Source organism: Acidovorax sp. NCPPB 3576, from assembly GCF_028473605.1.
Lineage (GTDB): Bacteria > Pseudomonadota > Gammaproteobacteria > Burkholderiales > Burkholderiaceae_C > Paracidovorax.
In genome coordinates this window covers 4190519-4206837 of record NZ_CP097267.1, presented here as the reverse complement: position 1 = coordinate 4206837, position 16319 = coordinate 4190519, and the positions used below count along the sequence as shown (strand labels likewise).

Here is a 16319-nt window from a genome sequence, read left to right as displayed (position 1 = left end):
GTTTGTACGGGGCTGTGCAGCGGATGTCGCCGCGGGCCTTGCAATCGGGCCACGGGAACGGCATGCTGCACGGTGCAAGGCACGCGCCAACCCGCGCGGGCCTTGAAGGTCAGGAGACAAAAGCGAAGCACCGGCGGTGCTTCGCATCGATGAAACCGGGTTCATGTGGAACCCAGCCGCGCTGAAGGGCTCGGGCATTGCGCCCCAAGGCCCGGGCACGGTCTGGATGTTGGAATTCGCATGGCTTTGTGCGCCGCCCCGACCCCACGCGGGGGCGCCCAGGGATTGGTTAATTGAGGCTTAGAAGTGAGAACTATGAAGAGCATTTCCAACAAGCTGGCTTCTTTGCTGCTGATGGCGGGTGCATGGGTGGGCACCGCAGCCCACGCCGTGCAGGATCTCCCCGGTGGCCCGGCCGTCAACCAATTGAACCTGGCGCCTCCGGTCACCCGCATCGCGGAGGAGCAGCAGTTCCTGCACTGGATGATGCTCATCATCTGCACGGTGATCTTCATCGCCGTGTTCGCGGTGATGTTCTATTCGATCTGGAAGCACCGCAAGTCGCGTGGCGTCAAACCGGCCAATTTCCATGAGTCCGTGACCGTCGAGGTCATCTGGACCATCGTGCCCTTCATCATCGTGATCCTCATGGCGCTGCCCGCCACCAAGGTGCTCGTGGCGCAAAAGGACACCACCAACGCCGACCTGACCATCAAGGTCACCGGCTACCAGTGGAAGTGGGGATACGACTACATCACCGGCGAAGGCCAGGGCCTGGCGTACATCTCCACCCTTGACAGCAGCCACCGCCGCATGTCTGACAGCGGCAACGTGACCAATGCCCCGGCCGACTACCTGCTCAAGGTGGACAACCCCCTGGTCGTGCCCGTGGGCAAGAAGGTGCGCGTGATCACCACCGCCAACGACGTGATCCACTCGTTCATGGTGCCGGCCTTCGGCATTAAGCAGGATGCGATTCCCGGCTTCGTGCGCGACACCTGGTTCCGCGCCGACAAGGTGGGCGACTACTACGGCCAGTGCGCCGAGCTGTGCGGCAAGGAACACGCCTACATGCCCATCCACGTGAAGGTCGTCTCCGCTGCCGACTACACCCAGTGGGTGGCCGGCGAGAAGAAAAAGGCCGCGGCCAAGCTGGACGACCCGAGCAAGGTGTGGACGCTGCAGGACATCCTGCCGCGCGGCGAGAAGGTGTATGCCGCCAACTGCGCGGCCTGCCACCAGGCCAACGGCAAGGGCGCGGGCCCCATCAAGCCGCTGGACGGCTCGGCCATCGTCAAGAGCGACGACCACACCCAGCAGATCCACATCGTGCTCAAGGGCGCCGCCAACGGCGCGATGCCCTCCTGGGCGCAGCTGAGCGACACCGATCTGGCGGCGGTGGTGAGCTACACCAAGAACGCCTGGTCCAACAAGACGGGGCAGATCGTGCAGCCGTCCGAGATCCTGGCCCAGCGTGGCAAATAGCCACCAACGCCCCAACGCACTGAGGAATCCAAGATGAGCGCAGTTCTCGACAACCACGGTCACGCGGGCGGCCACGCACACGACAGCCACGGCGATCACCACCACCACGGCCCGACGGGCTGGCGGCGCTGGGTGTTCGCGACCAACCACAAGGACATCGGCACCCTGTACCTGCTGTTCTCGTTCACCATGCTGATGGTGGGCGGCATCCTGGCGCTGCTGATCCGCGCCGAGCTGTTCAAGCCCGGCCTGCAGCTGGTGAACCCCGAGCTGTTCAACCAGCTCACCACCATGCACGGCCTGATCATGGTGTTCGGCGCCATCATGCCGGCCTTCGTGGGCTTCGCGAACTGGATGATCCCGCTGCAGATCGGCGCATCCGACATGGCCTTCGCGCGCATGAACAACTTCAGCTTCTGGCTGATGATCCCGGCGGCCATCATGCTGGTGACCTCGTTCCTCATGCCCGGCGGCGCGCCCGCGGCGGGCTGGACGCTGTACGCGCCGCTCACGCTGCAGATGGGCCCGTCGATGGATGCCGGCATCTTCGCGATGCACATCCTGGGGGCCTCGTCCATCATGGGCTCGATCAACATCATCGTGACCATCCTGAACATGCGCGCCCCCGGCATGACGCTGATGAAGATGCCCATGTTCGCCTGGACCTGGCTCATCACCGCCTACCTGCTGATCGCCGTGATGCCCGTGCTGGCCGGCGCCATCACCATGACGCTGACGGACCGCCACTTCGGCACCAGCTTCTTCAACCCCGCCGGCGGCGGCGACCCGGTGATGTACCAGCACATCTTCTGGTTCTTCGGCCACCCCGAGGTGTACATCATGATCTTGCCGGCCTTCGGCATCATCAGCCAGATCGTGCCGGCGTTCTCGCGCAAGCGGCTGTTCGGCTATGCCTCCATGGTGTATGCCACCTCGTCCATCGCCATCCTGTCGTTCATCGTGTGGGCCCACCACATGTTCACGACCGGCATGCCCGTGACCGGCCAGCTGTTCTTCATGTACGCCACCATGCTGATCTCGGTGCCCACGGCCGTGAAGATCTTCAACTGGATCGCCACCATGTGGCGCGGCTCCATGACGTTCGAGACCCCGATGCTGTTCGCCGTGGGCTTCATCTTCGTGTTCACCATGGGCGGCTTCACCGGGCTGATCCTGTCGATGGCCCCCATCGACATCCAGCTGCAGGACACCTACTACGTGGTGGCCCACTTCCACTACGTGCTGGTGGCCGGCTCGCTGTTCTCCATGTTCGCCGCCTACTACTACTGGGCGCCGAAGTGGACCGGCGTGATGTACAGCGAAACCCGGGGCCGCATCCACTTCTGGGGCTCGCTCATCACGTTCAACGTGACGTTCTTCCCCATGCACTTCCTGGGCCTGGCCGGCATGCCGCGCCGCTATGCCGACTACCCCATGCAGTTCGCCGACTTCAACATGCTGGCCTCCATCGGCGCCTTCGGCTTCGGCCTGATGCAGGTGTACTTCTTCCTGTTCATCGTGGTGCCCGCGATGCGCGGCAAGGGCGAAGTGGCGCCGCAGCGCCCGTGGGAAGGGGCCGAAGGCCTCGAATGGGAAGTGCCTTCGCCGGCGCCTTTCCACACGTACGAGACGCCTCCGAAGCTGGACGCCTCGGCCACCCGCGTGATCGGCTGAGGAGGGCCTGGCAATGACCCCCGAGCAAAAGAAGTCCAACCGGCGCATGGCGCTGATCCTGGCCTCGGTGGCCGTGGCCTTCTTCGTCGGCTTCATGGTCAAGATGGCCTGGCTGGCCCGCTGAAAGCCTGGACGCGCCATGGGCATGTTCCGCACTGAAAACGCCAAGATGGTGGGCAAGCTGGCCGTGATCTCGGTCGGCATGTTCGCCTTCGGCTACGTGCTCATTCCCATCTACAAGCACATCTGCGAGATGACCGGCATCAACATCCTGTCGCTGTCCGAGCGACAGGTGCCGGGCAACGGGGTGGCGGGCCGCGATGTGAAGGTGCCCGCGAACACGCAGGTGGACAGGAGCCGCACCATCACCGTGGAGTTCGATGCGAACGCGCGCGGCCCGTGGGACTTCAAGCCCGCGCAGCGCTCCATCCAGGTGCACCCGGGCGAACTCGCCACGGTCATGTACGAGTTCCAGAACGTGCAGAACCGCCGCATGGCCGCGCAGGCCATCCCGAGCTACGCGCCTCGGCAGGCGGCCGCGCACTTCAACAAGCTCGAGTGCTTCTGCTTCAACCAGTACGTGCTGGAGCCGGGCGAGAAGAAGCAATGGCCCGTGGCGTTCGTGATCGACCCGCGCCTGTCCAAGGACGTGACCACCATCACCCTGTCCTATACCTTCTTCGAGGTGGGCGGCAAGACGCCGCCCGCGCCCACCGAGCCCACGGCCGCGCTGCCGGCCGGCGTGGCGCCGCAGGGAGCCGGATCGTGAGCCCGCGCACCCCTGGCGAATCGCCGGCGCGCCGCAAGGGCTCGCTGCTGCGCACCGTGCGGGCGGTGGCGTGGTCGTTCATCGGCCTGCGCAAGGGCTCGGAATACCAGCAGGACGTGGAGCGGCTGAACCCCATCCACATCATCGTCGTCGGCCTGGCCGCGGCGCTGCTGCTGGTGGTCGGGCTGATCGCGCTGGTCAACTGGGTCGTCTGATGGACGGCCGCAGCCCGACGGATAACAACGATTTGAGATTCAGGAGCTGACATGAGTGCATCTACCCCCGGCACGACCCCGTACTACTACGTGCCTGCCGAATCGCGCCATCCGGTGATGGCGGCGGCCGGCCTGTTCTTCGTGATCCTGGGCGCGGGCCAGTGGGTCAACGGCCATGACTGGGGCAAGTATTCGCTCGCCCTGGGCATGGTGTGGTGGCTGTTCGTGCTGTACCAGTGGTTCCGCGATGCCGTGCGCGAGAGCGAAGGCGGTCTGTACGGCCACAAGATCGACCTGTCCTACCGCTGGAGCATGAGCTGGTTCATCTTCTCGGAGGTGATGTTCTTCGGCGCGTTCTTCACCGCCCTTTGGTGGGCTCGCTCCCACTCGGTGCCGGCCCTGGGCAGCCTGGACAACGCGCTGCTGTGGCCCGACTTCAAGGCCGTGTGGCCCAGCATGGCGACGGGCATGACCGCATCGCCCGCCGGCATCGTGGAGCCCTTCCAGACGGTCGGCCCGTTCTGGCTGCCGACGATCAACACCGCGCTGCTGCTGACCTCCGGCGTCACGCTGACCATCGCGCACCATGCGCTGCGGGAAAACCACCGGGGCAAGACCATCGCCTTCATGTGGGCCACCGTGCTGCTGGGCATCGTCTTCCTGTGCGTGCAGGGCTACGAGTACTACCACCTGTACACCGACCTGAACCTCAAGCTGAGTTCTGGCGTCTTCGGCTCGACCTTCTTCATGCTGACGGGCTTCCACGGCTTTCACGTGCTGGTGGGCATGCTGATGCTGCTGTTCATCACGCTGCGCCTGCAAAAAGGGCACTTCACGCCGGAAAAGCACTTCGGCTTCGAGGGCGCCGCCTGGTACTGGCACTTCGTGGACGTGGTGTGGCTGGGCCTGTACGTGCTGGTCTATTGGCTGTAACCGAAGCCTCTCGACGGCCCGACGAAGAAAGCGCCGCAGGGCGCTTTTTTTGTGGCGGGGGCTTGGTGCCCGCCGCGGCCCGTGGGCGATGCCGGGCGGATTGGGCGTTGGCTAACGTGTGGCCGGCAGGCCGGTGGGCTGGATGTAGCCGAGCTTCCATGCGGCCAGCAGGCACAGGAAGAGCAGAATCGACAGCCCCACGCGGACGGCGAGCGCGCGGGCCATGTGGCCGCTGCGGGCTTTGTCGTTGCGGCCGTTGCGCATCATGAAGAACAGCGCGGAACCGAGGCTCGCCAGAATGGCCAGGAAGGCCAGCACCACCACGTATTTCATGGAGCGCATTATCCCGTGACATCTGCAAGACGCCGACCTGGCCTGCAATTTTGGCTGGTCAGCCTGGCCGCCGTGCTGGCCATGGCCGCGACCGCGTCGCTCGGGCGCTGGCAGCTGTCGCGCGCGGCGCAGAAGGAAGCCTTGCAAGCCGCCATCGACGCGCGTTCGGCCCAGCCGCCGCTGGAGGGCGCCACGCTGGCGGCCCTGCCCGTGGCCACGGGACCGGACGACCCGCTGGTGCACCGCCGCATCGTGCTGCGCGGCCGCTGGCTGCCCGCCCACACCGTTTTTTTGGACAACCGCCAGATGCAGGGCCGGCCGGGGTTCTTCGTGCTCACGCCGTTGCAGTTGCAGGGCAGTGCCACCAGCGTGCTGGTGCAGCGCGGGTGGGTTCCGCGCAATTTCCAGGACCGCACCCAGTTGCCCCGGATCCCCACGCCCGCGGGCGACACCGAGGTGGAAGGCCGCATCGCGGCGCCGCCGTCGCGGCTGTACGAAGTCGGCGCCACCGGCGGCGCCGAGGGGTCTTCCCGCATCCGGCAAAATCTCGACCTTGCAGCCTATCGCGGCGAGACCGGCCTGGCCCTGGCGCCCCTCACCGTGCTGCAGACGGGGGCCGCGAGCGACGGGTTGCAGCGCGACTGGCCCGTCATCGACGCCGGGGTCGAAAAACACTACGGCTACGCCGTCCAATGGTTCGGGCTTTGCGCCCTGGTGGCAATCCTCTATGTCTGGTTCCAAATCGTCCGACGCTTCATTCGCCCACGCCGCCAGCCTGCCGCCTGACGCGCCCCAGGGCGCCCATCCGCTGGGCCTCACGGTGCACAGCCTGCCGCCCGCGGGCGGGGCCATGGCGGCCGTGCAGCAGTCCCGCCAGGGGCGCTGGAAGATGCTGGGCATCCTGCTGGTGTGCGCGGCGCCCGTGGTGGCCTCGTACTTCACCTACTACGTGCTGCGGCCCGAAGGGCGGCGCAATTTCGGCGAACTCATCGCGCCCCAGCGCGCCATGCCTGCCGGCTTGGCGGCCACGTCCCTCGACGGGACTGCGGGGCGGCTCGACCAGCTGCAGGGCCAGTGGCTGCTGGTGAGCGTGGCGCCAGGCGCCTGCGGCACGCCTTGCCAGAACCACCTGTACCTGCAGCGCCAGCTGCGCGAAAGCCTGGGCAAGGACAAGGACCGCCTCGACTGGGTCTGGCTGGTGACCGATGGCGCGGCGCCGCCGCCTGAGATCCAGCCCGCCCTGCAAAAGGCCCAGGTGCTGCGGGTCGATGCCCAGGCGCTGTCCGCGTGGCTCGCGCCCGCCGCCGGCCGCGCGATCGAAGACCATCTTTACGTCATCGATCCCATGGGCCACTGGATGATGCGTTTTCCGGCAGGACTGGACGCCGCCGGGGCCGCCAAGGCCAAGCGCGACCTGGAGCGGTTGATGCGTGCGTCGGCCTCGTGGGACCAGCCCGGCCGCACCGGAGCGCCATGATGCCGGACGCCCAGCCGCTGTACGACCTGGCCCCGCTCGCCCGCATGGTGCTGCTGGGCGCGGTGATCGCGCTCGGGCCGCTGGCCTGGGTGTGGCTGCGCAACCGCGGCACCTCGCCGGTGCGGCGCCTGCAGGCGCTCACCGTGCTGACCTTGTTCCTCACCTTCGATCTGGTGCTGTTCGGCGCTTTCACCCGGCTCACCGATTCGGGCCTGGGTTGCCCCGACTGGCCGGGCTGCTACGGCAACGCGAGTCCGCTGGGCGCGCATGCCGAAATCTCCGCTGCCCAGCAGGCCATGCCCACCGGCCCGGTCACGCACGGCAAGGCCTGGGTCGAGATGATCCACCGCTACCTGGCCAGCGGCGTGGGCATGCTCATCATCGTGCTCACCGTCGGCGCGTGGTGGCAGCGGTCGCGCGCGGCCCGGCACCAGGGCCCGCCGCCCGCCCTGAGCCCCTGGTGGTCCACGGCGACGCTGGTGTGGGTCTGCCTGCAGGGCGCATTCGGTGCGCTCACCGTGACCATGAAGCTCTTTCCCGCCATCGTGACGCTGCACCTGATCGGCGGGCTGGTGCTGCTGGCGCTGCTGTGCGTGCAGGCGGTGCGCGAGACGCACGCCGCGCGCGGCGTCCTGCCCGTGGCGCTGGGCCGCGGCCTGCGGGGTCTGCTGGTGGCGACCACCGCGCTGCTGGCGGTGCAGATCGTGCTCGGCGGCTGGGTGAGCACCAACTATGCGGTGCTGGCCTGCACCACGTTCCCCACCTGCCAGGGCAGCTGGTGGCCCGACATGGCCTTCGGCCAGGGCTTCGAGATCTGGCGGCCGCTGGGCCTGCTGCAGGACGGCAGCCACATCACCTTCGCGGGCCTCACGGCCATCCACTATGCGCACCGTCTGGCGGCCTACGCCGTGCTGCTGGCCCTCGGGCTGCTGGCCTGGCGCCTGCACCGCGCCGCGCTGCTGCCGGCCCAGGCGCGCTGGATCGCCGGCCTGGCGCTGATGCAGTTCGCCACCGGCCTGTCCAACGTGGTGCTGGACTGGCCCCTCGTGGCCGCCGTGCTGCACACCGGCGGCGCCGCGGCCCTGGTCGTGGTCCTCACCTGGGCCCTGGCCGCAAGCCGCGCCGTGGGCGCCGCCCGCCCCCTGGCGGCGACCGCCAGCGCAACGACAACCGCGCCCACCGGCGCAACGAGAATCTCCGCATGAGCGCTGCTCCCGCCACCTCCCCTCCGATCACCAGCATGCCGTCGCGCGCGGCGCAGTTCTATGCGCTGACCAAGCCGCGCGTGGTCCAGCTGATCGTTTTCTGCGCCTTCATCGGCATGGTGCTGGCCGTGCCCGGCATGCCCAGCGGCGCCCAGTGGGCGCACATGGCCATCGCCTGCGCGGGCATCTGGCTCGTGGCGGGCGCTGCCGCGGCGTTCAACTGCATCGTGGAGCAGGGCATCGACGCCAAGATGAAGCGCACCGCCTGGCGGCCCACCGCCAAGGGCGAGCTGTCCAACACGCAGACGTTGCTGTTTTCAGCGGCGCTGTGCGTGGCGGGCTCGGTGGTGCTCTACCGTTGGGTCAACCCGCTCACCATGTGGCTCACCTTCGCCACGTTCGTGGGCTACGCGGTGATATACACGGTGATCCTCAAGCCGCTCACGCCGCAGAACATCGTGATCGGCGGCGCCTCCGGTGCCATGCCGCCGGTGCTGGGCTGGTCGTCCATGACGGGCGATGTGGCGCCCGAGGCGCTCATCCTGTTCCTCATCATCTTCCTGTGGACGCCGCCGCATTTCTGGGCCCTGGCGCTGTACCGCGTGGAGGACTACCGCAAGTCGGGCCTGCCCATGTTGCCCGTCACGCATGGCAACGAGTTCACGCGGCTGCAGGTGTTCCTGTACACGCTGATCCTCTTCGCCGGCTGCCTCATGCCTTTCGTGTACGGCATGAGTTCCTGGATCTACCTGGCCGCCGCCGTGGTGCTCAGCCTGGGCTTTTGCGCCTACGGCTTTCGGCTGTGGCGCCGCTATTCGGATGCGCTCGCCCGCGAGACCTTCCGCTTTTCCCTCATCCACCTGAGCCTGCTGTTTGCCGCGCTGCTGGTGGACCACTACGTGCTGTGACCGCCATGAACAAACGCATTGCTCTCAAAAAAATAGCTGCCAGCGCTTTGCTGGTAAGCGCTGGTGGCCTGTTGGCGGCTTGCTCCAAGAAAGGCCCGGAATTCAAGGGCGTGGACATCACTGGCGCCGACTACGCCAAGGACCTGCCCCTGCCCGACCACAACGGCCAGCCGCGCCACCTCAAGGACTTCGCTGGCAAGGTCGTGGTGGTGTTCTTCGGCTATACGCAGTGCCCCGATGTGTGCCCCACGTCCATGGTGGAGCTGGCGGAGGTCAAGCGCTCGCTCGGCCAGGACGGCGACCGGCTCCAGGGCATCTTCGTCACCGTGGACCCGGAGCGCGACACGCCCGAGGTGCTGAAGGCCTACATGGCCAACTTCGACCCCACGTTCCTCGCGCTGCGCGGCAGCCCCGACCAACTGGCCGCCGTGGCCAAGGACTTCAAGATCTACTACAAGAAGGTCGACGGCAAGACGCCCACGAGCTACACCATGGACCATTCGGCCGGCAGCTACGTGTACGACCCCGCCGGCCGGCTGCGCGTGTACAACCGCTACGGCAGCGGCGCGCAGGCGCTCGCCGCCGATGTGCGCGCCCTGCTGAACGAGGGCTGAGCCGACGGCAGGGCGGCAGCCGCATCGGTTTCCGTCAGGGCGGCGGCGCGCCTGGCGTCACCGGCCCCCGATCCTGAAACCGGCCCGGCCATTCCCCGCGCCATGGCGATGAGGCGGGGCCGCACGATGGCGCAGTGCCAGCGGTCGTGCCGGGCCAGGCCGCCTGCCAGCGCAATGTGCGCGAGCCCCCGGGCCACCGTCTCGCGCGTGGTGGCCAGCAGCGCCGCCAGCATCGCCTGCGTGGGCAGCCGCACCAGGGTGCTGCGCTGCAGATCGGCCAGCAGCAGCAGGGCGCCCGCCAGCCGTGCCGTGGCCCCGCGCATGCGCAGCAGCCCCGACCAATCCGCCAATTGCGCCTGCGCCCGGGCGTTTTCGCGTGACAGCGCCTCCAGAAGTCCCCGCGCCACGGCACCTTGGCGGACGGAGACCAGGGCCTCTGCCGGCACTTCGCACAGCCGGCCTTCCCCCAGCGTCGTGACCGACAGCTCTGCGGGCGCCGCGAACAGCGCCGTGGTGCCCAGCGCCTGCCCGCAGCCTGCCAGGCCCACGGGCCGGTCGATCCCTTCGGCACCCCGGCGGTGCAGCAGCACGGTGCCGACCTTGAGGATCTGCAGCACCGGCAAGGACTGGCCCTGGCGCGCCAGCGTCTCGCCTTTGCGAAAGCGCCGCTCCCCCACGCTGCAGGCCATCTGCACCTCGCGCGGTGCCCGCCCAAGCAGGCAGTGCGAGCGGCCGGCGCAGGTGTGGCAAGGGGGCAGGGGCACGCCGAAGTCCATCGGGGTGCCGCCGGGGTGGGGCACGGAGCGAGGGGTTAGCAAGAAAACAGCCTCCAGCGCATGATTCACTAGGGCATATCGCTATTAAAAATATAGCAATTGCCTGGCTTGGTCATGGCATCGGCGCTTTGCGATTCAGGCGTAGGCCAGCTCGCCGTGCCGGCTTTCGATGCGCTGGCCGGCCGACAGCGACATCAGCAGGAGCGCAATGGTCTCGTGCAGGATGACCGTCTGCTGGTTGCCGGTGTCCACCATGTGCCTGCGCAGCGCGTCGCGCACCGTCGGCTGGCCTGTGACGTCGATCACGATGTCCACGGCGCTGCCATGCGCCGCCAGCAATCCCATGAAATCGGAGGTCACGGGCACGCCGTGGCTGCGCGCCAGTTCGATGCTGGGCAGGGAGAGGTCCAGGTCCGCTACCCCGAGCACGGAGACGAACGGCGCTGCCAGCAACTGCTGCAACAGTGGAGTGCCGGTGTGGCCGGCGCCGATGACGAGGATGCGAAAGGGCTGCATGGCGTGCCTTGAAATCAAAGGCGCGAGTCTGCCGGCCGCGGACCCCGCGGGGCATGATCTGCATCAACATCGGTACAAGCGCAGCGCTGCCACCTCCGCCGGGGCAGGGCTTCAGTCGGCGCGGATGCCTTGCGTGCGGATCACCCGCGCCATGAGTGCGGTGTCCGCCTGGATGCGGTTCGCCAGCCCCTGGGGCGAGGTGCCGGCCACTTGCCAGCCTTGCTGGAAGAGCTTGGCCCGCACGTCGGGGCTGCGGGCGATCTCGGCGATCAGCGCCGACAGCCGCGCCTGCACGGCGGCAGGCATCGTGGCCGGCGCGGCGAACGCGTTCCAGATCTCCAGGTTCAGGTCCGGCACGCCGGCCTCCGCCAGGCTGGGCACGCCCGGCACGAGCGTGCTGCGCCCGGCCGAAGTCACGCCGATGAGGCGCAGCTTGCCCGTGCGCTCCTGCGACAGGGCCAGCGCGGGCGGCAGCAGCGCCATCTGCAATTGGCCGCCCAGCATGCCGGTGGCCACCTGCGGGTAGCCGGGGTAGGGCACGTGTATCGGCGCGATGCCGGCGCGGGCCTTGAGCAGTTCCGTGCCCAGGTGCCCCACCGTTCCTACGCCTGGCGTGCCGTAGCTCCAGCGGTTGCCGGCCTGCCGGGCCGCATCGAGAAACGCGCGCGCATCGGCATGGGCCGGCACGTCCGGCTGCGACGCCGGCGCGGTCAGCACCAGCGGCGAGGTGCCCACCAGGCTCAGCGGCGCGAGGTCCTTCTGCGGGTCGTAGGGCACGGCCGGGTTGAGCAGCTTGGCGATCGTCAGGTTGCCGTTGATGAACAGGCCGATGGTGTGGCCGTCAGTCGCCTTGGCCACCGCATCGGCGCCGATGTTGCCGCCCGCGCCCACCTTGTTTTCCACGATCACCGGATGGCCCAGCGCCTGAGCCAGCGGTTCGGCAAACGTGCGCGCGGTCAGGTCGGGCGACGAGCCCGGCGGAAAGCCCACGATGATGCGCAGCGGCTTGCTCGGCCACCCCGGCGTCGCGAGGGCGCCGGGCGCCGACTGGGCAGCAGCCATACCCAGAGCGCCGGCGAGCGAAAGGGCAACCATCAACGTGCGGCGTCGAACGGCGGGGAAAGTCATGGGGGTCTCGTCCTTGGGAGTCGGGGCACGCCGGGGGCGGGCGCACCAATGAAAGAGCGCGCAATCCACAGGGGATTGCGCGCTCGGGATTATCGCCATGCCAACCGCGCCTGCGAAGGCGGGCGGCCATCTGGTCAGGCGTACTCGACCAGGGCTTTTTTCATCTTCTTCATCGCGGCCACTTCGATCTGGCGGATGCGTTCGGCGCTCACGCCATACACGGCGGCCAGCTCGTGCAGCGTCATGCCGCCAGAGCCATCGTCGTTCACCTTCAACCAGCGCTCTTCCACGATGCGGCGGCTGCGGTCGTCCAGGCCCGACAGGGCAACTGCGATGCCGTCCGTGGCCAGGGCGTCGCGCTGGCGCGACTCGATCATGGCGGTCGGCTCGTGCGCTCCGTCGGCCAGGTAGGCGATGGGGCCGTAGGCCTGTTCGCCATCATCCGAAGGCGAGGGGTCGAGCATGACGTCGCCGCCCGACAGGCGGGTTTCCATCTCGATCACGTCTTCGCGCTTGACGTTCAGGTGCTGCGCCACCGCGTCGATTTCGCGCTCGGACAGCGTGTCGCGGTGGGTGGCCGCATCGGCCGCTGCCGCATCGGCCTTGAAGCCCTGCTTCATCGAGCGCAGGTTGAAGAACAGCTTGCGCTGCGACTTCGTCGTGGCGACCTTGACCATGCGCCAGTTCTTCAGGATGTATTCGTGGATCTCGGCCTTGATCCAGTGCATGGCGTAGCTCACCAGGCGCACGTTCTGATCGGGGTCGAAACGCTTGACGGCCTTCATCAGGCCCACGTTGCCTTCCTGGATCAGGTCGCCGTGCGGCAGGCCGTAGCCGAGGTATTGGCGGGCGATCGACACCACCAGGCGCAAGTGCGACATCACCATGCGGCCAGCCGCATCCACGTCGTTGTTTTCCTTGAGCTGGCGCGCGTAGGTGCGTTCTTCTTCCGCCGTGAGGAGCGGAAGGCGGTTCACCGCCGAGATGTATGCATCCAGATTGCCCAAGGGGGGGATGAGCGCCCAAGGATTGGCGGGAGCCAGAGCAGTGGCTGCGGTTCCAGATTGAAGCGTCATTCCAGAGGTCCTTTCTTCCATGACATTCATGTTAGCACTCCATATGAGGGAGTGCTAAGGGACTAGTTCCCGCGCCGGCGTAGGACGCTGCAGATGAGATTCGGAAGAAAAAATACGTCCCACCGCAATGCTAGCAATGGTTTTGTGCTATTGGATTAATAGCAATCAAGTCCAAAAACTTCGTTTTGTGAACAATCAATTCGCCGGATGGCACCAATCGGCTTGCCCCGCCCAAGCCCCGTTGAAGGCCGGGAGCCTGGGCGCCGAGCCACCCTTCAGGTCAACAAAGCCTGCGCGAATTCCTTGGCGTTGAACGTTTCCAGGTCTTCCAGCTTTTCGCCCACCCCGATGAAGTACACCGGAATCGGCCGCTCCTGCGCAATGGCGGCCAGCACGCCGCCCTTGGCCGTGCCGTCCAGCTTGGTCACGATGAGGCCGGTCAGCTGCAGCGCATCGTCGAAGGAGCGCACCTGGGCCAGCGCGTTCTGCCCGGTGTTGCCATCGATCACCAGCAGCACCTCGTGCGGCGCCGTCGCATCCGCCTTGGTGACCACGCGCTTGATTTTCTGCAGCTCCTGCATCAGGTGCAGCTGGGTCGGCAGCCGCCCGGCGGTATCGACCAGCACCACGTCCTTGCCGCGCGCCTTGCCGGCAGTGACGGCATCGAAGCTCACCGCCGCGGGGTCGCCACCGTCCTGGCTGACGATCTCGACCGTGTTGCGGTCGGCCCAGACGCCGAGCTGCTCGCGCGCCGCCGCCCGGAAGGTGTCCGCCGCGGCCAGCAACACGGCCGCGCCTTCGTTCGCCAGGTGCTTGGTGAGCTTGCCGATGGAGGTCGTCTTGCCTGCGCCATTGACCCCCGCCACCATGATCACGGTGGGCGTGTGGCGGCCGATGACCAGCGATTTCTCCAGGGGGCGCAGCAGGTCGGCCAGGGCCTCGGCCAGCAGGGCTTTCACGGCGGCGGGATCGGTGGTCTTGGTGTCCTTGACGCGGCGCTTGAGGTCGTCCAGCAGATGCTGCGTGGCCTTCACGCCGGTGTCGGCCATCAGCAGGGCTTCTTCCAGCTCTTCGTACAGCGCGTCGTTGATCTGCGTGCCGGTGAAGACCGTGGCGATGCTGCTGCCGGTCTTGCGCAGGCCGTTCTTCAGGCGGTCCATCCAGCCCTTGCGCTCGGCCGGCGCTGGTTCTGCCGGCGGGGCCGAAGGGACGAGCGCAACAGCGGGCGGCAAGGGTGCGGGAGCCGGCGCCACCTGTACCGGTACAGACACTGGCGCTGGAGGCTGCACGGGCGCAGGGATGGGCACCGGAACACGGGCTACAGCGGGCGGCGCAGGCGCTGCCACTGGAACGGAGACAGGGGCTGGAGAGGGTGCTGGCACCGGTGCGGGCACCACAGGCACCGGCACGGGGATCGCTGGCGGCACGGGTGCCTGCGGAGCGATCGGGGCTGGCGCCTGCACCGGCGGCGGAACAACGGCGGGCGGTGGCGGCGGCGGTGGCGGAACCTCCGCCGGTGCCTTCGCAAACGGATTCTTCAGCCATCCGAAGCCCCCGGACGCTGCAGGGCCCCCCGAGGGTGCGGCAGCGGGCGGCGCGGGCGCGTCGGCAGCAGCATGCGTGACAGGCACGGAAACCGCTGGCGCAGCCTCCGCGGGAAGGGGGGCTTGCGGCTCGGTAGGGGCGGCGGGCTTTTTCTTGAAAAAACTGAACATTGGAGGGTTCTTAGAATCGCATCATTCTATGAAACGCGCTATCACCCTTCTGGGCCTGCTGGCCTGCGTGCATGCCGGGGCCCAAACCCCGCCGTCCGCTCCCCCCTCCCTTCCTCCCTCGGCCCAGGACACGCAGGCGCAACGCCCGCCGTCCTCGGGGGTTCGGCAATTCACCTTGAAGAACGGCATGCAGCTGCTCGTGCAGCCCGACCGGCGCGCGCCGACGGCGGTGCACATGGTCTGGCTGCGGGTCGGCGCGATGGACGAGGTGGACGGCACCTCCGGCGTCGCCCACGCGCTGGAGCACATGATGTTCAAGGGCTCCAAGACCGTGCCGCCGGGCGAGTTCTCGCGCCGCGTGGCCGCATTGGGCGGGCAGGAAAACGCCTTCACCAGCCGCGACTACACCGGCTACTACCAGCAGATTCCCGCGAACCGGCTGGAAGACGTGATGAAGCTCGAAGCCGACCGATTCGCCAACAACCAGTGGCCCGATGCCGAGTTCAAGCGCGAGATCGAGGTGGTCAAGGAAGAGCGCCGCATGCGCACCGAGGACCAGCCCCGGGCCGCGCTCATCGAGCAGCTCTACGCCGCCACGTTCATCGCCTCGCCCTACCGCCGGCCCGTCGTCGGCTGGATGAGCGATCTCGATGCCATGACCGCCGACGACGTGCGCGCCTTCCACCGCCAGTGGTACGTGCCGGCCAACGCGGTCGTCGTGGTGGCTGGCGACGTGGACCCCGACAAGGTCCGCGTGCTGGCCGAAAAATATTACGGCCGCATCCCGGTGCGCGCCGTGCCGGCCCGCAAGCCGCGCGTGGAGCCCGTGCAGCAGGGCATCCGCCGCATCGCCTACAAGGCGCCGGCCGAGCAGGCCTACGTGGCCCTGGCGTTCCGCGCGCCGAGCATCGAGCGCCTGGAGAACATGACCGACAGCGACCGCGATGCGCTGTCGCTGCTGGTGCTGTCGGCCGTGCTCAGCGGCTACGACGGCGCGCGGCTGGAGCGCGCCTTGAGCCAGGGCCCCGACCGCGTGGCCGACAGCTCCGATAGCTCGGCATCCGTGGTGGGGCGCGGCCCCAGCGTGTTCCTGCTGACCGGCGTGCCTGCCAGCGGCAAGACCCCGCAGCAGGTCGAAGACGCCCTGCGCGCCGAGGTCGCCCGCATCGCCCGCGAAGGGGTGAGCGAGGCCGAACTGGCCCGCGTGAAGACACAGTGGGCGGCCTCCACCATCTACCAGCGCGACTCGCTGCAAAGCCAGGCCAGCGACCTGGGCAGCAACTGGGTGCAGGGCCTGCCGCCCGACGCCGACGCGCGCCTCATTGCCCTGCTGCGCGCGGTGACGCCCGCCCAGGTGCAATCGGTGGCGGCCCGCTACTTCGGCGACGACCAGCTCACCGTGGGCACGCTGCTGCCGCAACCCATGGCCCCTGGCGCCAAGCGCGCCGCCCCCGCAGCCGGCGCCGACGGGCGGATGCATTGATGAGAACGCGCA

18 protein-coding genes are annotated in these 16319 nt (G+C 67.9%); 12 read left to right on the top strand and 6 right to left on the bottom strand.

Annotated features, from left to right (window positions below):
• The first annotated feature begins 315 nt into the window (after nt 1–315).
• From coxB to M5C98_RS19225, 6 genes are read left to right on the top strand one after another with little or no spacing between them, the layout of a single operon-like run.
• Entirely contained in the window at nt 316–1485 is a 1170-nt protein-coding gene (gene coxB / locus M5C98_RS19250) for a cytochrome c oxidase subunit II (RefSeq protein WP_272549040.1), read from the top strand.
• A gap of 33 nt (nt 1486–1518) precedes the next feature.
• A complete protein-coding gene (gene ctaD, locus M5C98_RS19245) occupies nt 1519–3159 on the top strand; it encodes a cytochrome c oxidase subunit I (protein WP_272549039.1) in 1641 nt (546 codons plus the stop codon).
• A 13-nt stretch (nt 3160–3172) separates the two neighbouring features.
• A complete protein-coding gene (locus M5C98_RS19240; RefSeq protein WP_272549038.1) occupies nt 3173–3283 on the top strand; it encodes a cytochrome oxidase small assembly protein in 111 nt (36 codons plus the stop codon).
• A 45-nt stretch (nt 3284–3328) separates the two neighbouring features.
• Complete coding sequence (locus M5C98_RS19235; RefSeq protein WP_442867296.1) at nt 3329–3928, top strand: cytochrome c oxidase assembly protein; 600 nt, start codon at nt 3329–3331, stop codon at nt 3926–3928.
• On the top strand, nt 3925–4143 hold the full coding sequence (locus M5C98_RS19230; protein ID WP_272549036.1) for a DUF2970 domain-containing protein: 219 nt from the start codon (nt 3925–3927) through the stop codon (nt 4141–4143). The genes M5C98_RS19235 and M5C98_RS19230 overlap by 4 nt, the downstream gene beginning before the upstream one ends.
• Before the next feature lie 51 nt (nt 4144–4194).
• The gene (locus M5C98_RS19225; RefSeq protein ID WP_272549035.1) at nt 4195–5076 is read left to right on the top strand and encodes a cytochrome c oxidase subunit 3; all 882 of its coding nucleotides are present in this window, start codon (nt 4195–4197) and stop codon (nt 5074–5076) included.
• A gap of 111 nt (nt 5077–5187) precedes the next feature.
• Here the strand turns inward: M5C98_RS19225 and M5C98_RS19220 are convergent, their stop codons facing one another.
• Nucleotides 5188–5418 carry a twin transmembrane helix small protein gene (locus tag M5C98_RS19220; RefSeq protein ID WP_272549034.1) on the bottom strand — a complete coding sequence of 77 codons (231 nt, stop codon included), beginning with the start codon at nt 5416–5418 and terminating at the stop codon, nt 5188–5190.
• 6 nt (nt 5419–5424) lie between these two features.
• Here M5C98_RS19220 and M5C98_RS19215 point away from each other — a divergent pair, with 6 nt between their 5' ends.
• From M5C98_RS19215 to M5C98_RS19195, 5 genes are read left to right on the top strand one after another with little or no spacing between them, the layout of a single operon-like run.
• On the top strand, nt 5425–6195 hold the full coding sequence (locus tag M5C98_RS19215; RefSeq protein WP_272549033.1) for an SURF1 family protein: 771 nt from the start codon (nt 5425–5427) through the stop codon (nt 6193–6195).
• On the top strand, nt 6137–6886 hold the full coding sequence (locus M5C98_RS19210) for a hypothetical protein (protein ID WP_272549032.1): 750 nt from the start codon (nt 6137–6139) through the stop codon (nt 6884–6886). Before M5C98_RS19215 ends, M5C98_RS19210 begins: the two co-directional genes overlap by 59 nt.
• On the top strand, nt 6886–8091 hold the full coding sequence (locus M5C98_RS19205; RefSeq protein WP_272553349.1) for a COX15/CtaA family protein: 1206 nt from the start codon (nt 6886–6888) through the stop codon (nt 8089–8091). Before M5C98_RS19210 ends, M5C98_RS19205 begins: the two co-directional genes overlap by 1 nt.
• On the top strand, nt 8088–8999 hold the full coding sequence (cyoE, locus tag M5C98_RS19200) for a heme o synthase (RefSeq protein WP_272549031.1): 912 nt from the start codon (nt 8088–8090) through the stop codon (nt 8997–8999). The genes M5C98_RS19205 and cyoE overlap by 4 nt, the downstream gene beginning before the upstream one ends.
• Before the next feature lie 5 nt (nt 9000–9004).
• Nucleotides 9005–9613, top strand: a complete 609-nt coding sequence (locus M5C98_RS19195) for an SCO family protein (protein WP_272549030.1) — start codon at nt 9005–9007, stop codon at nt 9611–9613.
• On the opposite strand, the gene M5C98_RS19190 is transcribed toward M5C98_RS19195, so the two are convergent.
• The 5 genes from M5C98_RS19190 to ftsY form a co-directional block, all read right to left on the bottom strand.
• A complete protein-coding gene (locus M5C98_RS19190; RefSeq protein WP_272549029.1) occupies nt 9553–10413 on the bottom strand; it encodes a Crp/Fnr family transcriptional regulator in 861 nt (286 codons plus the stop codon). The genes M5C98_RS19195 and M5C98_RS19190 overlap by 61 nt on opposite strands.
• Before the next feature lie 111 nt (nt 10414–10524).
• A complete protein-coding gene (locus M5C98_RS19185; RefSeq protein WP_272549028.1) occupies nt 10525–10905 on the bottom strand; it encodes an oxidoreductase in 381 nt (126 codons plus the stop codon).
• A 111-nt stretch (nt 10906–11016) separates the two neighbouring features.
• Entirely contained in the window at nt 11017–12033 is a 1017-nt protein-coding gene (locus tag M5C98_RS19180) for a Bug family tripartite tricarboxylate transporter substrate binding protein (RefSeq protein WP_442867201.1), read from the bottom strand.
• A gap of 134 nt (nt 12034–12167) precedes the next feature.
• Nucleotides 12168–13109, bottom strand: coding sequence for an RNA polymerase sigma factor RpoH (rpoH, locus tag M5C98_RS19175; RefSeq protein WP_272549027.1), 942 nt, complete (start codon nt 13107–13109; stop codon nt 12168–12170).
• A gap of 275 nt (nt 13110–13384) precedes the next feature.
• Nucleotides 13385–14572, bottom strand: coding sequence for a signal recognition particle-docking protein FtsY (gene ftsY, locus M5C98_RS19170; RefSeq protein ID WP_442867295.1), 1188 nt, complete (start codon nt 14570–14572; stop codon nt 13385–13387).
• 280 nt (nt 14573–14852) lie between these two features.
• On the opposite strand from ftsY, the gene M5C98_RS19165 reads away from it, so the two are divergent.
• The gene (locus tag M5C98_RS19165) at nt 14853–16307 is read left to right on the top strand and encodes a M16 family metallopeptidase (RefSeq protein WP_272549025.1); all 1455 of its coding nucleotides are present in this window, start codon (nt 14853–14855) and stop codon (nt 16305–16307) included.
• Nucleotides 16308–16319 lie beyond the last annotated feature (12 nt).

What these genes read in the sequence shown, in the direction of transcription:
- M5C98_RS19185 (WP_272549028.1), bottom strand. Translation starts at nt 10,905, where the DNA reads ATGCAGCCCTTTCGCATCCTCGTCATCGGCGCCGGCCACACCGGCACT.
- M5C98_RS19240 (WP_272549038.1), top strand. Translation starts at nt 3,173, where the DNA reads ATGACCCCCGAGCAAAAGAAGTCCAACCGGCGCATGGCGCTGATCCTG.
- M5C98_RS19205 (WP_272553349.1), top strand. Translation starts at nt 6,886, where the DNA reads ATGCCGGACGCCCAGCCGCTGTACGACCTGGCCCCGCTCGCCCGCATG.
- M5C98_RS19180 (WP_442867201.1), bottom strand. Translation starts at nt 12,033, where the DNA reads ATGACTTTCCCCGCCGTTCGACGCCGCACGTTGATGGTTGCCCTTTCG.
- M5C98_RS19220 (WP_272549034.1), bottom strand. Translation starts at nt 5,418, where the DNA reads ATGCGCTCCATGAAATACGTGGTGGTGCTGGCCTTCCTGGCCATTCTG.
- M5C98_RS19235 (WP_442867296.1), top strand. Translation starts at nt 3,329, where the DNA reads ATGGTGGGCAAGCTGGCCGTGATCTCGGTCGGCATGTTCGCCTTCGGC.
- coxB (WP_272549040.1), top strand. Translation starts at nt 316, where the DNA reads ATGAAGAGCATTTCCAACAAGCTGGCTTCTTTGCTGCTGATGGCGGGT.
- ctaD (WP_272549039.1), top strand. Translation starts at nt 1,519, where the DNA reads ATGAGCGCAGTTCTCGACAACCACGGTCACGCGGGCGGCCACGCACAC.
- M5C98_RS19210 (WP_272549032.1), top strand. Translation starts at nt 6,137, where the DNA reads ATGTCTGGTTCCAAATCGTCCGACGCTTCATTCGCCCACGCCGCCAGC.
- M5C98_RS19225 (WP_272549035.1), top strand. Translation starts at nt 4,195, where the DNA reads ATGAGTGCATCTACCCCCGGCACGACCCCGTACTACTACGTGCCTGCC.
- M5C98_RS19195 (WP_272549030.1), top strand. Translation starts at nt 9,005, where the DNA reads ATGAACAAACGCATTGCTCTCAAAAAAATAGCTGCCAGCGCTTTGCTG.
- rpoH (WP_272549027.1), bottom strand. Translation starts at nt 13,109, where the DNA reads ATGACGCTTCAATCTGGAACCGCAGCCACTGCTCTGGCTCCCGCCAAT.
- M5C98_RS19165 (WP_272549025.1), top strand. Translation starts at nt 14,853, where the DNA reads ATGAAACGCGCTATCACCCTTCTGGGCCTGCTGGCCTGCGTGCATGCC.
- cyoE (WP_272549031.1), top strand. Translation starts at nt 8,088, where the DNA reads ATGAGCGCTGCTCCCGCCACCTCCCCTCCGATCACCAGCATGCCGTCG.